General features: G+C 39.9%; 24 protein-coding genes. 10 read left to right on the top strand and 14 right to left on the bottom strand.

Going from position 1 to position 21,915, the window contains the following annotated elements; translation table 11 throughout:
* Positions 1-211: 211 nt before the first annotated feature.
* Positions 212-613 (top strand): cytidine deaminase, encoded by a 402-nt coding sequence (gene cdd, locus IM479_RS22455; RefSeq protein ID WP_287684875.1) that lies wholly within the window; start codon positions 212-214, stop codon positions 611-613.
* A 76-nt stretch (positions 614-689) separates the two neighbouring features.
* On the opposite strand, the gene IM479_RS23140 is transcribed toward cdd, so the two are convergent.
* From IM479_RS23140 to IM479_RS22430, 5 genes are all read right to left on the bottom strand, one after another.
* On the bottom strand, positions 690-875 hold the full coding sequence (locus IM479_RS23140) for a BrnT family toxin (RefSeq protein WP_287684874.1): 186 nt from the start codon (positions 873-875) through the stop codon (positions 690-692).
* A 51-nt stretch (positions 876-926) separates the two neighbouring features.
* Positions 927-1,277 (bottom strand): DUF5615 family PIN-like protein, encoded by a 351-nt coding sequence (locus IM479_RS22445; protein WP_287684873.1) that lies wholly within the window; start codon positions 1,275-1,277, stop codon positions 927-929.
* The gene (locus tag IM479_RS22440) at positions 1,278-1,592 is read right to left on the bottom strand and encodes a DUF433 domain-containing protein (RefSeq protein ID WP_271973729.1); all 315 of its coding nucleotides are present in this window, start codon (positions 1,590-1,592) and stop codon (positions 1,278-1,280) included.
* Between the two features lie 275 nt (positions 1,593-1,867).
* Positions 1,868-3,163: an FRG domain-containing protein gene (locus IM479_RS22435; protein WP_287684872.1), complete on the bottom strand. Its 1,296-nt coding sequence runs from the start codon at positions 3,161-3,163 to the stop codon at positions 1,868-1,870.
* Positions 3,164-3,453: 290 nt separating this feature from the next.
* Positions 3,454-4,716 (bottom strand): YcjF family protein, encoded by a 1,263-nt coding sequence (locus tag IM479_RS22430; protein ID WP_287684870.1) that lies wholly within the window; start codon positions 4,714-4,716, stop codon positions 3,454-3,456.
* Between the two features lie 58 nt (positions 4,717-4,774).
* On the opposite strand from IM479_RS22430, the gene IM479_RS22425 reads away from it, so the two are divergent.
* Positions 4,775-5,950: a DUF4336 domain-containing protein gene (locus tag IM479_RS22425; RefSeq protein ID WP_287684869.1), complete on the top strand. Its 1,176-nt coding sequence runs from the start codon at positions 4,775-4,777 to the stop codon at positions 5,948-5,950.
* Between the two features lie 58 nt (positions 5,951-6,008).
* Positions 6,009-6,317, top strand: a complete 309-nt coding sequence (locus IM479_RS22420; RefSeq protein WP_002798015.1) for a ssr2422 family thylakoid membrane protein — start codon at positions 6,009-6,011, stop codon at positions 6,315-6,317.
* 76 nt (positions 6,318-6,393) lie between these two features.
* Here IM479_RS22420 and IM479_RS22415 read toward each other — a convergent pair whose 3' ends face one another.
* The 5 genes from IM479_RS22415 to IM479_RS22395 all read right to left on the bottom strand — a co-directional run bounded on the left by IM479_RS22415 (position 6,394) and on the right by IM479_RS22395 (position 9,765).
* Positions 6,394-7,530, bottom strand: a complete 1,137-nt coding sequence (locus IM479_RS22415; protein WP_287684867.1) for an amino acid ABC transporter permease — start codon at positions 7,528-7,530, stop codon at positions 6,394-6,396.
* Between the two features lie 197 nt (positions 7,531-7,727).
* Positions 7,728-7,994, bottom strand: coding sequence for a photosystem I reaction center subunit PsaK (psaK, locus tag IM479_RS22410; protein WP_287079330.1), 267 nt, complete (start codon positions 7,992-7,994; stop codon positions 7,728-7,730).
* Between the two features lie 144 nt (positions 7,995-8,138).
* On the bottom strand, positions 8,139-8,375 hold the full coding sequence (gene rpmB, locus IM479_RS22405) for a 50S ribosomal protein L28 (protein WP_002775299.1): 237 nt from the start codon (positions 8,373-8,375) through the stop codon (positions 8,139-8,141).
* Between the two features lie 254 nt (positions 8,376-8,629).
* Positions 8,630-9,052, bottom strand: a complete 423-nt coding sequence (locus IM479_RS22400; protein WP_287684866.1) for a PIN-like domain-containing protein — start codon at positions 9,050-9,052, stop codon at positions 8,630-8,632.
* Positions 9,049-9,765: a DUF433 domain-containing protein gene (locus IM479_RS22395; RefSeq protein WP_287684864.1), complete on the bottom strand. Its 717-nt coding sequence runs from the start codon at positions 9,763-9,765 to the stop codon at positions 9,049-9,051. The genes IM479_RS22400 and IM479_RS22395 overlap by 4 nt, the downstream gene beginning before the upstream one ends.
* 178 nt (positions 9,766-9,943) lie before the next feature.
* Between IM479_RS22395 and IM479_RS22390 the strand changes: the two genes are divergently transcribed.
* Positions 9,944-13,138: a type ISP restriction/modification enzyme gene (locus IM479_RS22390; protein WP_287684863.1), complete on the top strand. Its 3,195-nt coding sequence runs from the start codon at positions 9,944-9,946 to the stop codon at positions 13,136-13,138.
* 180 nt (positions 13,139-13,318) lie between these two features.
* Here the strand turns inward: IM479_RS22390 and IM479_RS22385 are convergent, their stop codons facing one another.
* The 3 genes from IM479_RS22385 to IM479_RS22375 are packed head-to-tail and all read right to left on the bottom strand — an operon-like array spanning position 13,319 to position 14,966.
* Positions 13,319-13,651 carry a hypothetical protein gene (locus IM479_RS22385; protein ID WP_287684862.1) on the bottom strand — a complete coding sequence of 111 codons (333 nt, stop codon included), beginning with the start codon at positions 13,649-13,651 and terminating at the stop codon, positions 13,319-13,321.
* A gap of 38 nt (positions 13,652-13,689) precedes the next feature.
* Positions 13,690-13,974 (bottom strand): hypothetical protein, encoded by a 285-nt coding sequence (locus tag IM479_RS22380; RefSeq protein ID WP_287684861.1) that lies wholly within the window; start codon positions 13,972-13,974, stop codon positions 13,690-13,692.
* A 2-nt stretch (positions 13,975-13,976) separates the two neighbouring features.
* Complete coding sequence (locus tag IM479_RS22375) at positions 13,977-14,966, bottom strand: ImmA/IrrE family metallo-endopeptidase (RefSeq protein ID WP_287684860.1); 990 nt, start codon at positions 14,964-14,966, stop codon at positions 13,977-13,979.
* Between the two features lie 222 nt (positions 14,967-15,188).
* Here IM479_RS22375 and secA point away from each other — a divergent pair, with 222 nt between their 5' ends.
* Both secA and IM479_RS22365 read left to right on the top strand, forming a co-directional pair.
* Entirely contained in the window at positions 15,189-18,002 is a 2,814-nt protein-coding gene (gene secA / locus IM479_RS22370; RefSeq protein ID WP_286825359.1) for a preprotein translocase subunit SecA, read from the top strand.
* 234 nt (positions 18,003-18,236) lie between these two features.
* On the top strand, positions 18,237-18,398 hold the full coding sequence (locus IM479_RS22365) for a hypothetical protein (RefSeq protein ID WP_286825358.1): 162 nt from the start codon (positions 18,237-18,239) through the stop codon (positions 18,396-18,398).
* Between the two features lie 140 nt (positions 18,399-18,538).
* On the opposite strand, the gene IM479_RS22360 is transcribed toward IM479_RS22365, so the two are convergent.
* The gene (locus tag IM479_RS22360; RefSeq protein ID WP_287078456.1) at positions 18,539-18,733 is read right to left on the bottom strand and encodes a hypothetical protein; all 195 of its coding nucleotides are present in this window, start codon (positions 18,731-18,733) and stop codon (positions 18,539-18,541) included.
* A 79-nt stretch (positions 18,734-18,812) separates the two neighbouring features.
* Here IM479_RS22360 and ispF point away from each other — a divergent pair, with 79 nt between their 5' ends.
* The 4 genes from ispF to argS all read left to right on the top strand — a co-directional run bounded on the left by ispF (position 18,813) and on the right by argS (position 21,797).
* Positions 18,813-19,292, top strand: a complete 480-nt coding sequence (gene ispF, locus IM479_RS22355; RefSeq protein WP_287684858.1) for a 2-C-methyl-D-erythritol 2,4-cyclodiphosphate synthase — start codon at positions 18,813-18,815, stop codon at positions 19,290-19,292.
* A gap of 41 nt (positions 19,293-19,333) precedes the next feature.
* Complete coding sequence (gene vapB, locus IM479_RS22350) at positions 19,334-19,561, top strand: type II toxin-antitoxin system VapB family antitoxin (protein WP_286825355.1); 228 nt, start codon at positions 19,334-19,336, stop codon at positions 19,559-19,561.
* Positions 19,561-19,947 (top strand): type II toxin-antitoxin system VapC family toxin, encoded by a 387-nt coding sequence (locus tag IM479_RS22345; RefSeq protein ID WP_045361180.1) that lies wholly within the window; start codon positions 19,561-19,563, stop codon positions 19,945-19,947. Before vapB ends, IM479_RS22345 begins: the two co-directional genes overlap by 1 nt.
* A 92-nt stretch (positions 19,948-20,039) precedes the next feature.
* On the top strand, positions 20,040-21,797 hold the full coding sequence (argS, locus tag IM479_RS22340; RefSeq protein ID WP_287684856.1) for an arginine--tRNA ligase: 1,758 nt from the start codon (positions 20,040-20,042) through the stop codon (positions 21,795-21,797).
* Positions 21,798-21,915 lie beyond the last annotated feature (118 nt).

Genomic DNA, 21,915 nt, shown 5'->3' with positions numbered 1-21,915 from the left:
GTGGTCAACTACCTAATTTTCAGGGAAAAAGTACCTGAATTTTCCCCCTGATCACTCCCATGCCTGGTACTTTTTGATTGACAAAAAGTCTAAAAGTCTTACCCAACAAGGTTTTTAGATTTATTCAGCAGACCCTATTTAGGAGTCAGGATTCGGCTTTTTTCTCCCTTCTCCCTTCTCCCTTCTCCCTTCTCCCTGCTATCTGCAGCCGATGACCCTATCTGAACAAGAAAGACAACAACTCTGTGACACTGCTCGGGAAGTGGCGAAACTTTCCTATTCTCCCTATTCCGGTTTTCGGGTGGGGGCAGCGGTCTTGACAAATAAAAAGATTTATGCTGGTACTAATGTAGAGAACGCTAGTTATGGCTTGAGTTTGTGCGCGGAAAGGGCAACTTTAGCGCAAATAATCGCAGCGGGCGATCGAGAAGTACGGGCGATCGCTATAGCCTGTATCGATGGGAAGGATGATATTAGTCAGTTAACTCCCTGCGGAGCCTGTCGTCAATGGATAGCCGAATTAGCGCCGCAAGCAGAGATTATTATCTGTGGAAATCAGCAAAATTATCGTTTTCATCTCTCGGATTTACTGCCTTTTTCCTTTCATTTTTAACTGTGGGCAAAGCTGACCAAAAATCATTAACCTCTCTAATTTCTACTAATACATCTTCATTATCAGGAAAATAAACTTACTCTAATAACTCAATAATTTTACCTTTTTTAATTCCTTTAACTAACATAATATCAACTCCTTCTAAATGCTCTGGATCGTAGAATTCAACATAGAGAGGATCATCAAAAACAGTTTTTGCCGACTCAAATGAGACTTCGTGCTTTGATAGAATTTTTATTCCAGTCAAACTGCATAAAGCCATTATACGACTACTCACTGAAACTGATGGTACATTTTTGATATGTTTTGTCTATTACTTGAACGGGATATATTCAACTGTATTGAGCCATTCTTCAGGTTCAGAGGCCTTAGCAATCAATTCTAAATCCTTGACAAATTGACCAATAGTGCCTCCAAGTTGATGACCAAAAATTAAACCTGAAAACGGTTTGCCTTTTAGTTGCCAAGTTTCGGCTAAAACTCTAAAGCGAATGTCTTGGGTAAAGAGAATGCGCTTAAGCTCAGTTACTCTTAGCAAAAGTTGATCATCAGGTAGTTGTTCGGTTCCGTCTTCAAATGCTGTTAATACATCTATGCCTCGGCGACGCAACTGTTCGGTAATTGCTTGGGGAACATGAACATCCATGTACAAGGCAATAGTCATTTACAGTAGCCCTTTTGCTTTCATACGAACATAAAAAGGCGACTTGGCAGCTTGATTGGTCATATTTTCTTGTACTTGTTGCCATTCCAGGGTGATTTCTTGGTCAATTTCTTCTTGATGGTCAAAATAGTAACCCATGGCTGCATGAGCTTCGGCTAGGGTTAAATAAAGGTGTTGACGACAGATTTCTTCTACCGACCAACCATAGGCGATGTAGTCCATGACAATTTGAGCAACGCGGATACGCGGTAATCTTTGTAAATGTGCGGGTTGGTCGTCACTTTTTTCTATGTGTGGATAGGTTAGAGCTAACATAGGGCCTCTAGTTAATTGATTTGACCTATTCTAACAGTTTTAGGCGTTGCTGAATCAAGATATGGATGCTAATTGTGCATCGTATCCACAACCAACGCTTAGGACTAGGTTTGAAAAATTGTCTAGGGGACAATTCATACTTAAAATCAGCAAAGCCGTTTCCCGTTCGAGAGACGCATTACACTTGGTTAATATACTACAAGCTCGGCACAGTATTAGGCAGTGCCTTCGGTATTGTACTGAAAACGTCTAACTGATAACTGTTATTAGTCGGTTCACCCTCGGACACTGGACGAATCTATATCTACATACCACAAATTCTTAAGATATTTTCCCTGTGATTCTAGTTCTGGATAAACATTGGCTGCATGAATGCCAATTCTCTCTAATTGTACACGCAAAGGTCTTTTACATTCTTGCGGAATATGGGCTACACAAATAAGGTCTTGATTTTCTCGATTTAGATGAAGTGGACGAGGAATCCTGCACTCAATACCTTTTCGCTTAACCTTTTTAACTAAAAAGTCTCCTCCACTAATCGTAAACATTCCACTTTGTGCTATCAACCGAATATTTCTCCGTTCTGGAAAAACAGTTACTGGCTTTCTAAGATCAAACAGAAACTTGAACAGCCAAAGCCGGGCTTTTTGAGCTTTTTTCATATTCTCAATATCTTCTTGCGGAACTGAATTATCAAAATAGAGATGCAGTTGTTGTTTCATTAGAGGCGGCATCTCTTTGTACAATAATTTGTACAGTTTTGCATCTTCTTGGCTTAGGCTATTAGATGGATTTTTGATATATTTGATAATTTGGTCAATAATGTTTTCTGTTCGCTCCATGTTTTCTGTTCCCTCTATTATCCCAATATCGTTCTCCTTCATCAAACTTACCGCTTTCAAAAGGTGCTCCCAGAATCTCTCTGAGAACCCATTACCTAGAAACCCCTCCTTGACAAAAGGTAGAGCAAAAAGTTCATCGAGGTATGAAGTTAGAACCATACCAGTGCGTAATAAGACATGAAGTGATTCTGTTATATAGACTGTTGTATTTGGTGGTATCTTTTTTTGATGAGGTAGATCTACCGTCTCAGCAAGCTTTCTAGCATTTAAAGCAAAAAGTTCTCCATCCTTACTATTATCCTCCGATGCCATCCACAGAGCAATAAGTACGTTCTCAGTCCAATCAAGTAATCGGCAAGGTAGTTCGTAGTGTCTGAATAGTGATAGTATATCGAGTACCGAAGGAAATTCGCTACGAATCTCAGGAAGTCGCCTGATCAGATGTATATACAATCCACCTTCCTCATACATTTTTGACAAGTTCTCTGGTTGTATATCAACGTAATAACCGGAAATATTCGTTATTCTACATTGTTTTTCTTCCTGTAATCTAAAAATCGAAGGAACCAATTGATGACCTAGTGAGCGATTCCCCCTAAACCATAAATGTACAGGATATTGTTGTTCCGAGTTAATTGTCCATTTCTCTGATACTTCTTCTACCCACTTAAGGGTGTCATTCACCGTGCGAATTTCTCTTGATAGTCCGTTGTCGTTTGCTTGAGTCATAATATTTTCTCCTTTATCTAAGTAGTAAGACACTAATTTGATCTAAGCACAAGCAACAAAACTCTCACACCGCTAGAGTGATAAGACCGACGATATATTCATAAGCTACAGCAATTATATCTGACTACTTACTGACCTCTTAGCTCGTCATTATAGCCAAATCTCCTGTATAGGAAATCTCTACCAGACAAAAACTTAACTCTTTTTAAGCTATTTTTGATTTATTTCAGAAAAGTAAACAGAATTTCAGGGGTTTCTCCTCTCCTCGCTATGTAATCTTTTAATACCGCTTAATTATCTCCTCCGGTAGCGACATTTTTAAATCTTTCTTGGGCAGCAGAAAAAGCCTCTTTCATCACCCTTTGAATCCTTTTAGGATCGGGTTTTTTACCCCCCATTAAATCGCCAAAATAGACACAAGCGCCCTCTCCTAGGGCCCAGGTATAGGCAGCAGACCAAGAAGCGGCGATAACACTGCCAAAACCGGGGATAAATTTCACCAATTCCCGACCGATGGCCTGGGCCAAAAAGCCGCCAGCGATCGCACTGACGACTCCACCGGCTTGGGATGGGGTTAAGACTTGACCGTATAATTTGCCTAAAACCCCCACCATTGACACTTGTAGGGCGGTTAACACGGGCATAGTCGCTAAGGGTAAGGGAATCGCCGCCAAGGTCGCCGCTATGACGGAAAAGGCTAACATATAGCGTCGCGCCACGTCCCGATAGAGATTGCCTAATTTATTGCTGGTTTCCCGATCTAAAAGTTGGTGGATGGTGTTAGCCTCGGCTTTTGGCAATAAATCAGCTAAATTGTCTCTAAATGCCTCTAAACCGTAAAAAACAGGGTTGTAACCGTCTTCCTCTAGGGTGAAATCGATTAGCACAGAATTGTCGTATAAATCCTTAAAAGTTTCTTTAATTTCTTGATAGGTGCGATTGATATCCTCGCAATCGGGAGGATAAGGGGGATGATCGGCGGTATTAGGAGGATAAAGCTGATGAAGGCAGGTAACAGCCAGTAAACAGGGGATTTTAGGGTATTTTTGCCGCAGTTGTTTGGTAATTTCCAGGAGGCTATCGGTGGCAAAATCATTAATTTTTACCGTCACGATAAAAACCTGGGCGCGTCCCGTGTTTTCGGCTAAATCTGCTAATAATTCCGCGATTACCGTGTCTGTGTGTTGATAGGCATCCCCTAACCCCACCGTATCGGTAAAAATCAACAGGGGTAAGTCTTCCGCGGGGTAGGTGTAGCGCTGGGTGTTTTGGGTGTGGGGACGGAAACCTTGCCCGACGATTTCCGCCGAAACTCCCGTTATTCCCCGAATAATCGAACTTTTTCCCGTTTGGGGTTTGCCGATTAACAGCGCCTCGGTGGTGGGTAATTCTTGACGGACTTTTTCTAAAATTTCCGCCACTTGACTGTCACTAACACTAAACCACTGGAGAACAGTATTAGTCAACTGGTCGATGGGGAGTCTTTTCATCACTTCCCCCGTGAGACTATTCCAAGTATTGACCAAAGAATCAATGGGCAGTTTATTAGTCATGGGGATTAGAAGGGTTTATGATAACTAAAATAGAGATTTTCAGCGATAGAATCAGACGATGACAAAAGCCGCAATTAGTCCGCAAGATTTATCATGGCCTTTTTGGCCAATTGTACCACTTTATCCCTACGGTCAAAGACGGACAATTCGCCAAGAAGTGGTGAAAGATACGCTCTGGACATTTGAGCAATTGCAGGGTATTTTTTATGTGGTCGTGCCGATTCGCATGACGGTAATTAAGTTAGCATCTGGGGGTTTATTTGTTTATGCACCAGTGGCCCCGACTCCTGAATGTATTCGCTTAATGCGTGAGTTGGAAAGTCAACACGGGGAAGTTAAATATATTATTTTGCCGACGATTTCTGGGATTGAACATAAGGTTTTTGTCGGTCCTTTTGCCCGTTATTTTCCTAAGGCTATAGTTTATGTTGCTCCTAATCAATGGAGTTTTCCTCTTAATTTACCTTTGAGTTGGTTGGGTTTACCGGCAAAACGAACAGAAATTTTACCTGCTGACTCGGCAACCACTCCTTTAGGAAAGGATTTTAGTTATGAAATTTTACCCGCAATTGATCTGAATGTGGGATACTTCTCGGAAGTGGCTTTTTTTCATCACTACTCTCAAACTCTGCTGCTGACCGATGGAATTATTTCTATCCCAGAAAATCCTCCGGCTATTTTAGAATTAGACCCCTATCCTCTCCTGTTTCACGCTAAAAATAGTGCTAAGGATTTGGTGGAGAATACCCCAGAAAATCGCCGTCGGGGTTGGCAGAGAATTTGTCTTTTTGCTCTTTATTTTCAACCTCCGGTTTTAGCTGTTCCCAATTGGATTAAGGTTTTTCGAGATGCTTTTACTGCTAAGGAAAAGAGTAAAAAAGCCTATTTTGGTTTATTCCCTTTTCAATGGGGTGATGATTGGCAAAGGACTTTTTTAAATTTGCGTCGAGAGGGGAGGTTAATAGTAGCACCCATTTTGCAAACTTTGATTCTTAATCGCACTACTGACGAGGTTAGTCAATGGGTTGATAGAATTTGCCAATGGCCGATTAAACAGGTTATTCCTTGTCATTTTGCTAGTCCGATTCAAGCTGATAGTCAAGAGTTTCAGCAGGCTTTTTCTTTCTTGTTAAAAGATTCTTATTTACCTAAAGATGACTTGGAATGTTTAGAAAGTATTGATAGTTTTTTAGTGCGCTGGCGATTGACTCCTCCTCCCGATAAAAAATTGTAATTTATGGCTAAGAACTGCTATAATGTATGCGGTTGTTAGTTTATTGCTAATCAAGGTCATGCAAATTCCCGAAAATCCCAGTAATGATGACATCAGAGCGGCGTTGATTCAATTAAGTGATGAAGTTAGTGATTTGCAAGAAAAATTCAGCCAATCACAGGACGCATTCAGTAAGTGGCGAGATGAAATAGGACAAAAAATTGATCGCATAGATTATAAATTTGATGCCTATCAAAAAGGTACAGACGGTATGGTGAGAATGGCTACTACTATCATCATTGCCACCGCTTCTGTGGTAGTTTTATCTAGTCTTAGTCCTGCGGTGACAGCAATTATCACCGCTTTATATTCTGCTAATGCTCATTAGTTACTTTATCACTCAATTCTGGTGCGTTACACTACCTTTTGGTGCGATTCGGTGCGTTACGCGCTGCTAACACACCCTACCTTTCCTGAATTTTTACCCGTTTGTTTAATTGATTCATAGTCAAGGAAATCACCAGATTAAAGAATAAATAGGTTGCCATAACTACTATTAACATTTCTACAGCTTTTCCTGTCTGATTAGCGATGGTACTAGAGATAGCATAAATATCATTATAACCAATAGCGATCGCTAAACTAGAGTTTTTAACAAGGTTTAAACATTCATTAGTTAAAGGAGGAATAATCACTGGCAAAGCTTGGGGAAAAATCACTAATCTCATCACTAATAAAGGTTTTAATCCCAAGGCTTTAGCTGCTTCCCATTGTCCCCGATTAACCGATTGAATTCCCCCCCGTACTGTTTCCGCGATAAAGGCAGCTGTATAAACAGTTAAACCGATTAAGAGGGTGGCAAACTCAGAAGAAAGATGTAAACCAAAGTCAATATTTTGATTAATAGGATTAACTTGGGGACTTTGCCATTGTAAACCCCAGATTAGAGGAAATATAACTAGGATTAGTAGGCTAGTTAGACATAAACTAAGTTTATTTTTTAGATATAAAAATACTGAGAAAATTATTCCTAAAGCAATGATAGCTAAGGCTAACCATGTCCTGAAACTATTAGCGGGGAAAGGTAAATATACTCCTGAGTTATTTAAAAATACACTGCCAAAGAACTCTAGAGAGTCCTCAATCTTCGGCAGTTTCAGAAATACCGCAAAATACCAGAAAAATAATTGTAATAATAGAGGAGTATTGCGAATAGTTTCCACATAAATTGTTGCCAACTGACGAATTAACCAATTATCCGACAAGCGACCTAACCCGATGACTATTCCCAGACTAATCGCCAAAAATATGCCAGTAATCATAATGCGGAGGGAATTAACTAATCCCACCAAAAGAGCGCGAAAATAGGTATCGGTGGGACTGTAGGGAATAGGAGAGTCACCAATCGCAAAAGAAGCTGGTCGGTCAGGATCAAAGAGAAAGCCAAAGCCAAAACTTAAGCGTAAGCGTTGGAAATTAATCACTAAATTGTGGCCAAAAAACCAGAAAATTAGGCAGACAATTAGCAGGATAATTACCTGTAGAAAAATCTTCTGAAATCGCTCATCGTACCAAAAAGAATTTTTTTGAGGTAAAGTCATATTTATTATAAGTAAGTGGTTCTAATTAAATAGAAGATAGATTTTGCCTCTGATCCCCCCTGCCCCCCTTGATAAGGGGGGTGCCGATAGGCGGGGGGATCAGACAATTTTTAACACCTACCTACTTATATAGTCCAGAATTTGTCACAAAAGAAATCGGTGACTTTTGGCCACCGATTGAGAAAATCAACAAATATTTAGATAACTCCGAGACGGGAGAGACCGAGGATAACACCGGCGCCGAGGACATGACCAAAACTGGTAGTACCTAGTAAAGCGCCTAATCCCATACCACCGAATAAAGCGGGGGAAGGTAAAGCAGGACCGACATTTTGTTGTTGAATAGTCGCTTTACCGAAAGCAATAGCGAGAATATTGCAGATAATCATGACAATCGCCACTTTGGGACTCCATTCGTTGGAACCTTGCACGGCGGTAGCGGCCATTAATAGGGTTGAATACATTGAAATTCTCCTGAACAGGTCGTTTTAAGTTTTTAATCTTAAAGGTAGTTTTCACCCCACATCACTCCCTGTTGCAATACTTAATAATCAAAAGCACAGGAGTCAACGATACGGCCGATTCGTCTCCACTTCTGAACTACTCGCTTAGTACAAATTTAAGTTTAAGCCTACTTCTTTAGCGAAGACGGCTAATCCTTTCTTTTCAATGGTTTTGATAGCTTTGGTGGAGATGCGTAGTTTTACCCAACGGTTGCCTTCCGACCACCAGACTCTTTTCCATTGTAGGTTAGCTTCTTGTAATTTTTTGGTGCGACGGTGGGAGTGGGACACCGCATAGGCGTTATTGGCCTTTTTCCCCGTCATAGTACAGACTCTAGACATAATTTACTCCTGTGCGATCGATGTTTGTCAATAGTCAACCTTTCTAGTTTAACTCAAATCTCGCCAGAAGTCCCCCCCTTCCCCTGGGTGAAGTGAACGGGAATAAATTTAACAGCAAGTGGGGGGATTAAGAAGTTGATTAAACTGGTTCACTGCTCAGACAATTTCGACAATTGCATCAAAGGTAATGGTGAGAATATTGTCAACAAATTTAGTTGTAATTTGTTACTGAATAGAAACTATTTTAATAAGTTTTAAATAGTTTCTAGCATTCTGGTTAATTCATTTTTATTTTTCCACAATTTAACTTGACAATTTTGGTATATTTTTGCGATAAAAGGAGCTTGATTACCTTGGGTTATTCTCTCGATTTTATCGATTGTTTCCACAAAAATATTAACCATTGTTTGACGAGGTAAGTTACCAGAAACTAGAACAAATACTTGAGCATGATAACGGGCTATCTGTTGAACTTCTAAAATATTTCTACCAATGTTTACATCTTTAGTTAATACTATCCATACTCTTTGACTAACAATAGGTAGCCACTGCGTATCTGGTGCATCTGGGGCAAAATGAGCATGATGAAATTCAATCTTAACCCCTATTTTTTGCAAAGCTTCACCGATAGACTTTCCTAAAGCGCGGTCTATAAAATAGGTGTATTGATAGGTCATACTGCTTGGCAATTGGACTCGAATAAAATCGCTTTTTCAATTTGCCAAGGTTGACAATTATAATCATTGGCAATATCTTCTATAGAGTCCCCAGCATCATAAAGTTCTGTGACAATTTTAGTGGGAATTCCTGTTCCTTTGATAGTGGGTTTTCCGAAGGAAATATTCGGGTCTATCATGAGGACTTTATCAGTGAAGTCTTCCCCCTTTAGGTTGATAGTGGGAAAAAGCCGTGTGGCGATATCTTGTTCATCCCATTCAATACGAGTTAAGAGATTATTTAAGACTTGTTTCATTGTCAATTGTCCCGAACGGGAGGCATTAATTAAATGTTCAAATTGTTCGATAAAAAGGTCAATTCCATCGGTACTAAATTGTTTTTGAACTAGAGGATGATCGGTGTTAAATTGTTCACTAATATAGTCTAGGGTAAGTCTAACTTTATCGAGAGGGATGTTATGAACGGTGTGAATGACTCTTAAAACGTGCGCTTCCACTAAGTTAGTAAAGGAAAGTTGGGGAATATTCGGATTAGGCCGTTGAATGAGGGGTAAAAACTCTTTTTGTCCTTTTTTGGTGGGGTAGGTGCGTCCCTTTACCCAGGTTCTCAGAGTGGGTAAAGGAATATGGAGATAGCGCGCAGTATCGGCTATAGTATAGGTGGGAACATGATAGAGATGCTCTAGAGATAAGGGAGATGACACTTTGACCATCGTTAATATTTTGGTGAAGTTGTTGGGATGAGATTATCGCCTATCGATTATCTCATTTTAGCTAATTTTGGTATCCTTGAGGATAGGGATAAAGTAGAATGAGCGCATCTCAGGGGACATTGAAAGCAAATGAGGTTATATTTTATCTATAGAAGAACGTTTATAGGCTGCACCGATAATGACTAATTCACTGCCAAAATATCTAGAGGAAATCACTGGCATTTATCAACAGGGTAACGCCACAGAACACAGTTATCGTCCTGCTTTAAAAAAATTAATTGAATCCCTAAATAATAACCTACAAGCTCTCAATGAACCGAAAAGGATTGCTTGTGGCGCTCCGGATTTTGTGATTAATCAGGGTATGGTAGAAATTGGTCATCTGGAAGCAAAAGATATCGGAACTTCTCTCAAAAAGGTTGAAAATACTCCCCAAATAAAACGTTATTTACAGGCTTTGGGTAACTTAATTATCACCGATCATTTAGAATTTCGTTGGTATGTATCGGGAGAATTGCGTCTATCAGCTTCCGTGGCAACTCTTAATCAAAAAAAGCAAATTAAACCTGATTCCCAGGGTATTTTGCAAGTAGAACAAATGTTCTGTCAATTTTTTCTCTCGAAAGTTATTCAGATAACAACACCGCGAGAATTAGCGAAAAAAATGGCCGCTTTAGCGCAGTTAATTCGGGATGCGATCGCACAAGCTTTAAAAGATCAAGATTGCGGGGGAATGCTGCGGCAACAATTGCAATCTTTTCAACGAGTTTTAATTAGTGATCTCAACGAAGCGCAGTTTGCCGATATGTATGCACAAACAATTTGTTATGGTTTATTCGCAGCACGCTGTAATACGGATCAAATCAGTTCTTTTTCCCGGGAAACGGCAGGATTTCGACTGCCAAAAACTAACCCTTTTTTGCGGGGAATTTTTCATCAAATCGCTGGTACAGAATTAGATGAGCGGATTACTTGGGCCGTGGATACTCTAGCCACTATTTTACAACAAACAGACATGGAGGGGATTCTGGGCAGCTTTGGAAAACGCACCCGCAAGGAGGACCCTGTAGTTCACTTTTATGAGACTTTTTTAGCCGAATACGATAGTAAAATGCGTGAGTCTAGGGGGGTTTATTATACCCCTGAACCCGTGGTTTCTTACATGGTTCGCAGTGTGGACTATATTCTAAAAAATAAGTTTCAGATTCCTAAAGGTTTAGCCGATGCCAAAAAAATTACTATTAAAAATCCTAATAATAGCCAAGAAACTCAGGAAGTTCACCAAGTTTTAATTCTGGATCCTGCTGTGGGAACCGGTACTTTTTTGCACTCTGTTATCGATTATATCTATGAGAGTTTTCGTCAACAGAAAGGGATGTGGTCTAGTTATGTGAGTCAGCATCTATTACCGCGTCTCTTTGGGTTTGAGTTACTGATGGCTCCCTACACCGTAGCACACATGAAGTTAGGTTTACAACTTCAGGAATTAGGCTATGATTTTAGTGCCGATGAACGCTTAGGAATCTATCTCACCAACACCCTACAGGAAGCTTTTCAAATTCCCCCTGCTGACGGTTTTTTAAATCGTATTCGCGATGAAGCAGCCGCGGCAAAAGATGTTAAGCAAGAAATGCCAGTCATGGTGATTTTAGGCAATCCACCCTATTCCTATCAGTCGATGAATACTGACCCTTGGATTGTGAATTTGGTTAAGGATTATTATCAATTAGATGGGAAACCATTGGGAGAGAGAAACCCCAAAGGTTTATTAGATGATTATGTGAAGTTTATTCGCTTTGCTCAGTATCGGGTAGCGGAAACTGGTTATGGAGTTGTGGCGTTAATTACAAATCATGGTTATTTAGATAACCCAACTTTTCGGGGAATGCGTCAAAATTTGATGCAGACTTTTGATGAGATTTATGTTTTAGATTTACATGGGAATAGCAAGAAAAAAGAAATCTGTCCCGACGGTTCACCCGATCAAAATGTGTTTGATATTCAGCAAGGTGTAGCGATTGCATTTTTTATCAAGTATCAAGATAGTCAGCAAGATTTAGCGAAGGTTTATCATGCTGATTTGTGGGGTGTTAGAGAGGTTAAAGAGAATAGGGAGTTAGTTGGGGGTAAGTATCATTGGTTAGATGAAAATGATATTAGTTCAACTGAATGGGAAATTATTAAACCTGAAGCCAGTTTTTATCTCTTAAAAAATCAAAATACAGCTTTATTCCCAGAGTACGAGAAAGGCTGGAAAATAGTTGATATTATGTGTGTTAATTCAACAGGTGTAAAAACTCACAGAGATCATTTTGTTTTTGATTTTGATTTTGAATCTCTTTATAAGAGAATAGAAAAATTTAGAAATTTGAATATTCCTGAAAATGAAATTTGTGATAAATATAATATTCAATCAACAAGAGATTGGAAAATCAATCAAAGTAGGAAGTATTTATCTAATAATTCTCAGTGGGAGCAATATTTTATTAAATGTTTGTATCGTCCATTTGATATAAGAGATTATTATCACCATGAAGATGTAGTAGAACTTCCAAGAAAAGAAGTAACTCAACACTTTTTTCAAAACAATAACTTAGGACTATGTGTGTCTAAGGGGGTAGAAATAAATAGAGCTTGGGAGCATACTATCTGCACCGATAAAGTTATTCAGCACCATACAGTATCTCTAAAAGAAACAAATTACATTTTCCCCCTTTATCTTTACCCAACCAATACCCCAACTTTATTTGAAACAGAACCAACCAACTCGCCAAATGGTCGCCGTCCCAATCTAGCGCCAGAATTTATTAAGGAACTTTCCGCAAAACTTGACTTAGAATTTATCAGTGATGGCAAAGGAGACAAAAAGAAAACCTTTGGACCGGAAGACATTTTTAACTATATTTATGCCGTCTTTCACTCTCCCCAATATCGCCAACGTTACGCCGAATTTTTAAAAATAGACTTTCCTCGTGTTCCTCTCACCAGTGATAAAGAATTATTCTGGGAATTAGTCAAAAAAGGTGACAGATTAGTGCAGTTACACCTGATGAAAGGGACAGGAAAAGAAATTAGTAGCTATCCCGTGGCGGGTTCTAATCTAGTTGAACAGGTGAAATATGACGAAAATAAACAACAAATTTTGATTAATTCTGACCAGTATTTTGCGGGGATTCCGCCGCAAATTTGGAACTTTTATATCGGCGGTTATCAAGTGTGTCAGAAGTGGCTAAAAGACCGCAAAGGTCGCCACCTTAGCTACGATGACTTAGAACATTATCAACAAATTATCTCCATTTTGGGAGAATCGATCGCAATTATGGAAACTATAGATATAATTATCAATAAATATGGTGGTTTCCCCTTTAGTTAACCGACGCTTGAGAGAACATTAACCTAATTTTTGCACACTGGCAAGAGTCCCTTTTCACCTATAAATGATTCTCCACTCTCAAGGATGCTCTCTTATTCTTTGTGTCCTCTGTGTCTGGAGTGGTTCCTTCCACTCGCTCGCCAGCAGGACTGTATCAACGAAAATAAACAACAAATTTTGCTATCCTTGAGGGTAGGGATAAAGTAAGTTTCCCGTTTCTTTTCTTAATTGCCTAATTTCAGTTTCTAACAGTTTTCTGACTTCCTGCTCTGCTGATTCTCTGCTATAACCGAATATAAGTTTAAGATTAGTGTCACAATCTCTAAAGGGGTAAACTTTCTCTTGAATACAATTAAATCCATAAATTTCAATATCTTTTAAAATTAATTGTTCTAAACACCATATTTTACCTTCAAGGTAGCCAGTAATCTGATTAGTTTCAGGAACATTTATTTTTTTTAAGCAGCGTTTATCTCCCGTGAGTAAATAGCTTAAATTATTTTGTTTATTCAAGTATCTAACATAACTGAGGAGAATAGTCTCACCTATGTCTATTCCTTCAATTTTCTGTAATTGAATAAAATCCTCCTGATTGATATTATTGATTGATATTTTTCGCAGGTTTCAACGACAGATAAAGCGTCTTCTAGGTTATATTTAACAGGGTTTTTCTTCCTTTTTTGTTGCGGTTGCCTTTTAAATTTATATTGAAATGTCTCAAGAATTTTAACTTGATTAATCTCAACTCCAAAGGTATTGAGGGTTTTCTCAAATAAACCACAGGTGGCCAATTTTAGGATAATGTCATTATCCAAACAATAAACAGAACCAGTCAAGATTAAACTCCTAACACCTTTTCTAGATACTCGTAGGTTTCGTCATCAAATTTATCCCAGTCTAACTGATTGGCCAAATATTCATTAATAATCTTGTTGCCATTTGGGTTAGGTTCTAATACTTTTAAAGTCTTCATGGCTAAAGCAAAGTAGTCCCTATTATGCCATCCATAGTTCAGAATAATTGCACCTATATCAATATCGGGATGATGAGAGATAAAATGTTCTTGAACATATTTACTGAATTTTTCAGCTTTGAATTTCCTATGTTTAAGGCAGTTATCATAATCACCTAAGAGTAATTCAGTGGCAAATTGATTAGCTTCTTCTTCTTCGCAATCATTATCAAATGTAATGTCTTCATCAACTAATACCCCATCTTTTAGATGTGCTAATGCTAAATGTCCTAATTCGTGTGCTAAGTCAAAAGCGAGTCTTGCCGACTGTTGATGTTTTGAACTAAGAATAATTACAGGAGAAGTGGAATGCCATTGAATTAATCCAGCAAATTTCTTAGTATTGTTAGGAAAATGATCAAAGTATCCTACCGCTATTCCCTGAGACCAACAATAGTCTAAAAGAGAGGTCAAGTCAACCTTTGGCTGGTCACTTAAGATGTCTTCCCTGATGGTTTTAGCATCCTTAGGTAAAGGAGTATAATTAACTTCAACCCCCAAGGAAATTAACTCAGCAAACCGACTCGCTAAAGCTTGCGCTAGATAGGGATGTTGGTTATTTTGGCTATTGTGCTGTTTAAATTTAGTATGGGGAGGTCTATTAAATTTGACCTCTTCTTGAGGGGTTAATAAAGATGAGAGGTCAAGATTGAGGTTTTTGGCGATATAACCTGCTCCTTCTAGGACCGCAACGGGTTTATCATTGAGTTCATCATCCCACCAACTGGGTAAGCCATTTTTTCGGACATAATTTTTTTTTAGTCCGATTTGTGAGAGTTTCTGGTAGAGGGATGCCATGGTAAGGCTTTCTGTCATGGTTTCACCCTCCTTTGTCGGCAATACTAAGTTTTTTAAGGTTTTAGGGAATCAAAGTAGATCAGTATATTCTTAGCTCTAAGATACCATCTCTAACTTAATTTTTGCCCACTGGCAAGAGTCCCTTTTCACCGATAAATGACTCTCCACTCCCAACGAGAGTGATACAATTGTTAACACCACAGACCAAGAGCCAATCGAAGCGAGAGAATCAAAACTGCTATGTTAAAAGCCCTACTCGGAGACCCCAACGCCCGCAAAATTAAAAAATTTCAGCCCCTCGTCACCGAAATCAACCTGCTGGAAGAAGATATTAAAAACCTATCCGATGACGAATTAAGGAGCAAAACCAGCGAATTTAAGGAAAGATTGGACAAAGCGAGAAATTATGAGCAAAGAGAGGAGATTCTCGAGGAAATCCTCCCCGAAGCTTTCGCCATTGTCCGGGAAGCGGGCATCCGAGTCTTAGGGATGCGTCACTTTGACGTACAGTTATTGGGGGGAATGGTACTCCACAAAGGACAAATCGCCGAGATGAAAACCGGGGAAGGAAAAACCCTAGTTGCCACTCTCCCCGCTTATTTGAATGGATTGACCGGAAAAGGGGTTCACGTCGTCACCGTCAACGATTATCTCGCCCGTCGTGACGCGGAATGGATGGGGCAGGTACATCGCTTTTTAGGGTTAAGTGTGGGACTAATTCAAGCCGGCATGAGTCCAGAAGAAAGAAAGAAAAATTATGCCTGTGACATCACCTACACCACTAACAGCGAACTCGGCTTTGATTATCTGCGCGATAACATGGCTACAGTGATGGGGGAAGTTGTCCAAAGACCCTTTAACTACTGCGTTATCGACGAAGTGGACTCCATTCTTATCGATGAAGCGAGAACTCCATTAATTATATCAGGAGCGATCGATCGGCCCACAGAAAAATATATTCTCGCTGCCGAAATCGCCAAGCAATTAGTGCGCCAAGAAGTAGAAGACGGACCGGGAGACTACGAAGTTAACGAAAAAGACCGTAACGTTTTAATGACCGATGAAGGCTTTAAAAAAGCGGAAGAACTATTAGAAGTTACCGATTTATACGACCAAGAAAATCCCTGGGCGCACTATATTTCTAACGCTATTCGTGCCAAAGAACTCCAGAAAAAAGACGTTAACTATATCGTCCGCAGTGGTGAAATTGTTATTGTTGATGAGTTCACGGGACGGGTATTACCGGGGCGACGTTGGGGCGATGGTTTACATCAGGCAGTGGAAGCTAAGGAAGGGGTAGAAATTCAACAGGAAACCCAAACCTTAGCCACGATTACCTATCAAAACTTTTTCCTACTCTATCCGAAATTATCCGGCATGACCGGGACGGCCAAAACCGAAGAAACGGAACTAGAAAAAGTCTATAACCTGCAAGTAACAATTATCCCGACTAACCGCGTTTCTCGTCGGCAAGATTTAGCCGATGTGGTCTATAAAAATGAACAGGCAAAATGGAACGCCGTCGCCGAAGAATGTCAACAAATGCACGAAGAAGGCCGCCCGGTTTTAGTCGGTACTACCAGTGTAGAAAAATCGGAAGTGCTTTCGCTTTTATTACAGGGAAGAAAGATTCCCCATAACTTGCTTAATGCTCGTCCAGAAAACGTGGAAAGGGAATCGGAAATCGTCGCCCAAGCAGGCCGGGCCGGCGCTGTGACAATTGCTACAAACATGGCAGGACGGGGAACCGATATCATCCTCGGTGGTAACTCTGACTATATGGCCCGATTGAAAATTCGCGAGTATTTAATGCCGAAATTAGTTATGCCCGAAGATGACAATTTGGCTTTTAGTTTACCCAGTTTAGGAGAACGAAATCGACCGCAAGGATTCGCTCCGGGTAAAAAGAAAAAAAACTGGCGCGCCTCGGCGGAAATTTTTCCCACTGAGTTACCGAAAGAGGTAGAAAATACCCTGAAAGAAGCGGTTAAATTTGCCGTTGATACCCACGGAACTCAAAGTTTACCGGAATTAGAAGTAGAAGAAAAAATCGCTATTGCGGCCGAAAAAGCTCCCACGGATGACCAGGTTATTCAAAAGTTACGGGAAGTCTATAAATTAATTCGCAAAAGTTATGAAGATTACACCGGCAAAGAACACGATGAAGTAGTAGAAAGAGGCGGACTGCACGTTATCGGGACGGAACGCCACGAATCCCGCCGTATTGACAACCAATTGCGAGGCAGAGCGGGCAGACAGGGCGACCCCGGTTCCACACGCTTCTTTTTAAGCCTAGAAGACAATTTATTGCGGATTTTTGGGGGCGACCGCGTGGCGGGTTTAATGGATGCCTTCCGGGTGGAAGAAGATATGCCCATTGAATCGGGAATGTTGACTCGTTCCTTGGAAGGAGCGCAAAGAAAAGTGGAAACCTTCTATTATGATGCCCGGAAACAGGTGTTTGAATACGACGAGGTGATGAATAATCAACGGCGCGCTATTTATGCCGAACGTCGTCGGGTTTTGGAGGGGATGGACTTAAAAGAACAGGTGCTGCAATACGCCGAAAAAACCATGGATGAAATCGTCATGGCTTATATTAATCCCGAACTGCCGGCGGAAGAATGGGATTTAGAAAAACTGATTAGTAAATCTCAGGAATTCGTCTATCTCTTGGCAGATATTACCGCTAAAGATATCGAGGATATGAGTGTTAATGATATCAAGATGTTCCTCCACGAAGAAGTTCGCAAAGCTTACGAAATTAAAGAACGTCAAGTTGATAGTATTCGCCCCGGTTTAATGCGCGATGCCGAACGTTATTTTATCCTGCAACAAATCGATATGTTATGGCGCGAACACCTGCAAGCTATGGAAGCTTTACGCGAGTCGATTGGTTTACGCGGTTACGGTCAAAAAGACCCCCTAATTGAGTATAAACAGGAAGGCTACGAGATGTTTTTAGAAATGATGATTGATATCCGTCGTAACGTGGTTTATTCCCTGTTCCAATTCCAACCGCAAGGACAACCCCAAGCAGTGGCTAGTGAATAGTAAAAACTAAAAGTTGGCTTAAATTGGGGAGAATTGGCTAAGGCTAATTCTCTCATTTTTTTACCCCAAGAAATCAGTCACCCACAATCCACACTAGGACGAAAATTATCAGTCCAATCACTCCATAGGACAGCAACGACCCCAAAAAATTGAGGATTTGTACGGGAAAATGAATCAAAACTTGGTAAGTAAAATCGGCAGCTGCCAGCAAGGCAGCGAAAAACATAATCACAAGTGTTATCATGCTTAATATCTTCTCAATCTGATAGAATAAATGGCTATCCTTTGCGGGAATTGGCCGTGGATAGTCAGAAGTTAGGAGATTATCCCCAAGAAAAAACTCGGAGTTACTCTCCCGATTCTACCGCAATTTTAACAGCGATCGAGTTATACTAAATCTTAGTTAACAAGTATAGAGTGGCAAGTGGGGAGAAGGCAGCGGGTTTTTAAAGTTCGATTGGCAGTTAATAATACTATTAAAAAGGAGCCATCTCACATTTGCAGAAATACCGACAATCAGCAATTATCAGTGACTCTTAAATTATTACAGATATATCAGCAGCTGCCTGTAAGCATCCCACCGAAAAACTAATGCGCTCCGGGGTTTGGGGGGTAGAACCCCCCAAAAGCTTGGATTGAGTGATAAAATCGAAAGTAACGGCAGACTTTAGCAGAGAGTTTCCCTTTAAAAATACTAACTTAGTTGATTGACAAAAATAAGATGCACCCATTAAAAACAAATAAATATTTCCCCGTTTCCCGTTCCCTTTTGCGATAAGATAATTAATATAACTCCAAGAGGACTGCTCTATGAATATTCGTATTGGTAACGGCTACGATATCCACCGATTGGTGACAGGAAGACCTTTAATTTTAGGAGGAGTAGAAATTGCCCATACTGTCGGTTTATTGGGTCATAGTGATGCCGATGTCTTAACCCATGCTATCATGGATGCAATGCTGGGGGCGCTTAGTTTAGGCGATATCGGTCATTATTTTCCCCCCACAGACCCGCAATGGCAAGGGGCGAATAGTTTAAAGTTATTAGAGCAAGTTAATCAATTAATTATCGATAAAGGTTGGCAGATTAATAATATTGATTCGGTAATTGTCGCCGAAAAACCGAAAATGAAATCCCACCTTAGTGCGATGCGAACCAAGTTAGCAGAAACTCTCAAGATTAATCCGGAACAGGTGGGAATTAAAGCCACTACTAACGAACAATTGGGACCGGTAGGACGAGAAGAAGGTATCGCAGTTTATGCCGTGGTTTTATTGGTTAAGGAATAAGTAATTAGTAAGAATTCGCTCAGATTAAATATCCCAAACCTATGAATATAGACACAAAAATATTAGAAACTGTCGAAGCAATGCCAGAGTTATTAAAAATAGAGCTGCTTCACTATGCTGAATATTTGATGGCCAATTATCAATCAGATGTTATTATAGAGAAATCTTCTCTTAGGAAACGTCGTTCAGGAATTTTACAAGGTACATTTACCTTGCCTTTGTCCGATGACTTTGATCAGTCTTTGGAAGATTTTCAGGAATATATGTGATGACATCTTTTCTTCTGGACACCCATACTTTCATCTGGTTAACTGAAAACGATCCTAACTTGCCTAATAATCTTCGGGAGGAAATTGATTTTGCTCCTGAAGTTTATGTCAGTATTGTTAGTCTCTGGGAAATTGCGATTAAGTTAAATTTAGGTAAGTTAGCCCTACAAAAAAGTTATGAAACCATTGAAACTAAACTAGAAGCATCAGATATAACCTTACTGTCTATATCATTTTCTGATACTCTAAAAATTTGTACTTTACCCTTGCATCACCGTGATCCATTTGATAGAATGCTAATTGCTCAATCTCTAAACAGATCGCTAATTCTAATTAGTAAAGATACTAAATTTGATGCTTATAATGTACCAAGAAAATGGACGTAATGCCCCGTTCGGATCAATTCTATTCAAGATGAGAGCAAGATAAATTTCCTAATTACCCATAGATTTCTAACATTCATTCCTAAATTCTCTCTATGACTGCCATTATCCAACAAATAAAAGAACGCTTTTCCCAGTCCCTAGTTAAATCCTTTGGGGAAAACTTCGCTGATACCGATCCTCTAATTGTGGCCGCTAGTAACCCCCGTTTTGGCGATTATCAATGTAATATTTCCCTCTCTTTAGCCAAAGAATTAAAACAAAAACCGCGGGAAGTGGCGGCAACTTTACTAAAAAATCTAGAGATAGATGATCTCTGTCAACCCCCCGAAATTGCCGGACCCGGTTTTATCAATCTTACCCTTAAACCCAGTTATCTAGAAACCCAATTAAAAGACCTAATTACCGACAACCGTTTAGGAGTTGCCGCTGCTAACCCCAGTCAAAAAATTATTGTCGATTTTTCCAGTCCCAATATTGCCAAAGAAATGCACGTCGGTCACTTGCGATCAACTATAATTGGTGATTGTATTGCCCGGATTTTGGAATTTCGTCATCATCAAGTAATTCGTCTTAATCACGTCGGGGATTGGGGTACTCAATTCGGGATGTTAATCACCTATCTACAAGAAGCTTATCCTAGCGCTTTAACCCAAGCAGATGCCCTCGATTTAGGGGATTTAGTTAGCTTTTATAAAAAGGCAAAAATTCGTTTTGATGAAGACGAAAAATTTAAAGAAACTGCCCGTCAAGCGGTAGTAAGATTACAGTCGGGTGATCCTCAAAGTCGTCAAGCATGGCAGTTACTTTGTCAACAATCACGGCGGGAATTTCAGAAAATCTATGATATTCTCGATATAAAACTGACCGAAAGGGGTGAATCTTTTTATAATCCTTACCTTGAGGCAGTAATCAGAGAATTAGATCAACAGGGATTGCTAACAGAAGACAACGGTGCTTTATGTGTCTTTCTCGATGGTTTTACCAACAAAGAGGGCGATCCTTTGCCCCTAATTGTCAAGAAATCCGACGGCGGTTATAATTACGCTACCACCGATTTAGCGGCAATTTGTTATCGAGTCCGGCAAGATAAAGCTGAAAGAATAATTTATGTCACCGATGCTGGACAAGCTAACCATTTTGCCCAAGTATTTCAGGTGGCTAAAAAAGCGGGATTTTTACCCGATAATGTGGCAGTGGTTCACGTCGCTTTTGGATTAGTTTTAGGGGAAAATGGTAAAAAATTAAAAACTCGTTCCGGGGAGACGGTAAAATTACAAGAATTACTCGATCAAGCGATCGCCTGTTCCCTAGCTGACTTAGAAAAAAGACTGGCAAGCGAGGAAAGAGAAGAAACCGGCGATTTTATCGCTAAGACTGCCAAAACTGTCGGATTAAGTGCCGTTAAATACGCCGATCTCAGCCAAAATCGCAATAGTAACTACGTTTTCAGTTACGACAAAATGCTCAATCTGCAAGGCAACACCGCCCCCTATATGCTGTACGCTTACGCTAGAGTCCAGAGTATCAGTCGCGAAGGTGGTATTAATTTTCAGGATTTAAGTGCCAATTCACCGCTAATTCTCAAGGATGAAAGCGAATTAATTCTGGCTAAACAATTACTGCAACTTCCGCAAGTAATTAGCACCGTGGAAGAGGATTTATTACCCAATCGTTTATGTGATTATCTTTACGAACTCAGTAAAAAGTATAATCGTTTCTACGAAAGTTGCCCTGTACTCAAAGCGGAAGAACCGATTAAAACCTCTCGTTTAGTTTTGTGTGATTTGACGGCAAGAACCCTAAAATTAGGCCTATCTCTCCTAGGAATCTCCGTTTTGGAAAGAATGTAAATCAGTTATCAGTTATCAGTTATCAGTTATCAGTTATCAGTTATCAGTTATCAGTTATCAGTTATCAGTTATCAGTTATCAGTTATCAGTTATCAGTTATCAGTTATCAGTTATCAGT

The sequence above is a fragment of the Microcystis sp. M165S2 genome, assembly GCF_020245885.1.
Taxonomy (GTDB): domain Bacteria; phylum Cyanobacteriota; class Cyanobacteriia; order Cyanobacteriales; family Microcystaceae; genus Microcystis.
The sequence above is the reverse complement of the archived record's forward strand: the minus strand, read 5'-3'. Positions and strand labels throughout refer to the sequence as shown.

Excerpts from the sequence above, each read along its gene's own strand:
- cdd (WP_287684875.1), top strand. The coding sequence starts at position 212 with ATGACCCTATCTGAACAAGAAAGACAACAACTCTGTGACACTGCTCGG.
- IM479_RS23140 (WP_287684874.1), bottom strand. The coding sequence starts at position 875 with ATGGCTTTATGCAGTTTGACTGGAATAAAAATTCTATCAAAGCACGAA.
- IM479_RS22445 (WP_287684873.1), bottom strand. The coding sequence starts at position 1,277 with ATGACTATTGCCTTGTACATGGATGTTCATGTTCCCCAAGCAATTACC.
- IM479_RS22440 (WP_271973729.1), bottom strand. The coding sequence starts at position 1,592 with ATGTTAGCTCTAACCTATCCACACATAGAAAAAAGTGACGACCAACCC.
- IM479_RS22435 (WP_287684872.1), bottom strand. The coding sequence starts at position 3,163 with ATGACTCAAGCAAACGACAACGGACTATCAAGAGAAATTCGCACGGTG.
- IM479_RS22430 (WP_287684870.1), bottom strand. The coding sequence starts at position 4,716 with ATGACTAATAAACTGCCCATTGATTCTTTGGTCAATACTTGGAATAGT.
- IM479_RS22425 (WP_287684869.1), top strand. The coding sequence starts at position 4,775 with ATGACAAAAGCCGCAATTAGTCCGCAAGATTTATCATGGCCTTTTTGG.
- IM479_RS22420 (WP_002798015.1), top strand. The coding sequence starts at position 6,009 with ATGCAAATTCCCGAAAATCCCAGTAATGATGACATCAGAGCGGCGTTG.
- IM479_RS22415 (WP_287684867.1), bottom strand. The coding sequence starts at position 7,530 with ATGACTTTACCTCAAAAAAATTCTTTTTGGTACGATGAGCGATTTCAG.
- psaK (WP_287079330.1), bottom strand. The coding sequence starts at position 7,994 with ATGTATTCAACCCTATTAATGGCCGCTACCGCCGTGCAAGGTTCCAAC.
- rpmB (WP_002775299.1), bottom strand. The coding sequence starts at position 8,375 with ATGTCTAGAGTCTGTACTATGACGGGGAAAAAGGCCAATAACGCCTAT.
- IM479_RS22400 (WP_287684866.1), bottom strand. The coding sequence starts at position 9,052 with ATGACCTATCAATACACCTATTTTATAGACCGCGCTTTAGGAAAGTCT.
- IM479_RS22395 (WP_287684864.1), bottom strand. The coding sequence starts at position 9,765 with ATGGTCAAAGTGTCATCTCCCTTATCTCTAGAGCATCTCTATCATGTT.
- IM479_RS22390 (WP_287684863.1), top strand. The coding sequence starts at position 9,944 with ATGACTAATTCACTGCCAAAATATCTAGAGGAAATCACTGGCATTTAT.
- IM479_RS22375 (WP_287684860.1), bottom strand. The coding sequence starts at position 14,966 with ATGACAGAAAGCCTTACCATGGCATCCCTCTACCAGAAACTCTCACAA.
- secA (WP_286825359.1), top strand. The coding sequence starts at position 15,189 with ATGTTAAAAGCCCTACTCGGAGACCCCAACGCCCGCAAAATTAAAAAA.
- IM479_RS22360 (WP_287078456.1), bottom strand. The coding sequence starts at position 18,733 with ATGGGTGCATCTTATTTTTGTCAATCAACTAAGTTAGTATTTTTAAAG.
- ispF (WP_287684858.1), top strand. The coding sequence starts at position 18,813 with ATGAATATTCGTATTGGTAACGGCTACGATATCCACCGATTGGTGACA.
- vapB (WP_286825355.1), top strand. The coding sequence starts at position 19,334 with ATGAATATAGACACAAAAATATTAGAAACTGTCGAAGCAATGCCAGAG.
- IM479_RS22345 (WP_045361180.1), top strand. The coding sequence starts at position 19,561 with ATGACATCTTTTCTTCTGGACACCCATACTTTCATCTGGTTAACTGAA.
- argS (WP_287684856.1), top strand. The coding sequence starts at position 20,040 with ATGACTGCCATTATCCAACAAATAAAAGAACGCTTTTCCCAGTCCCTA.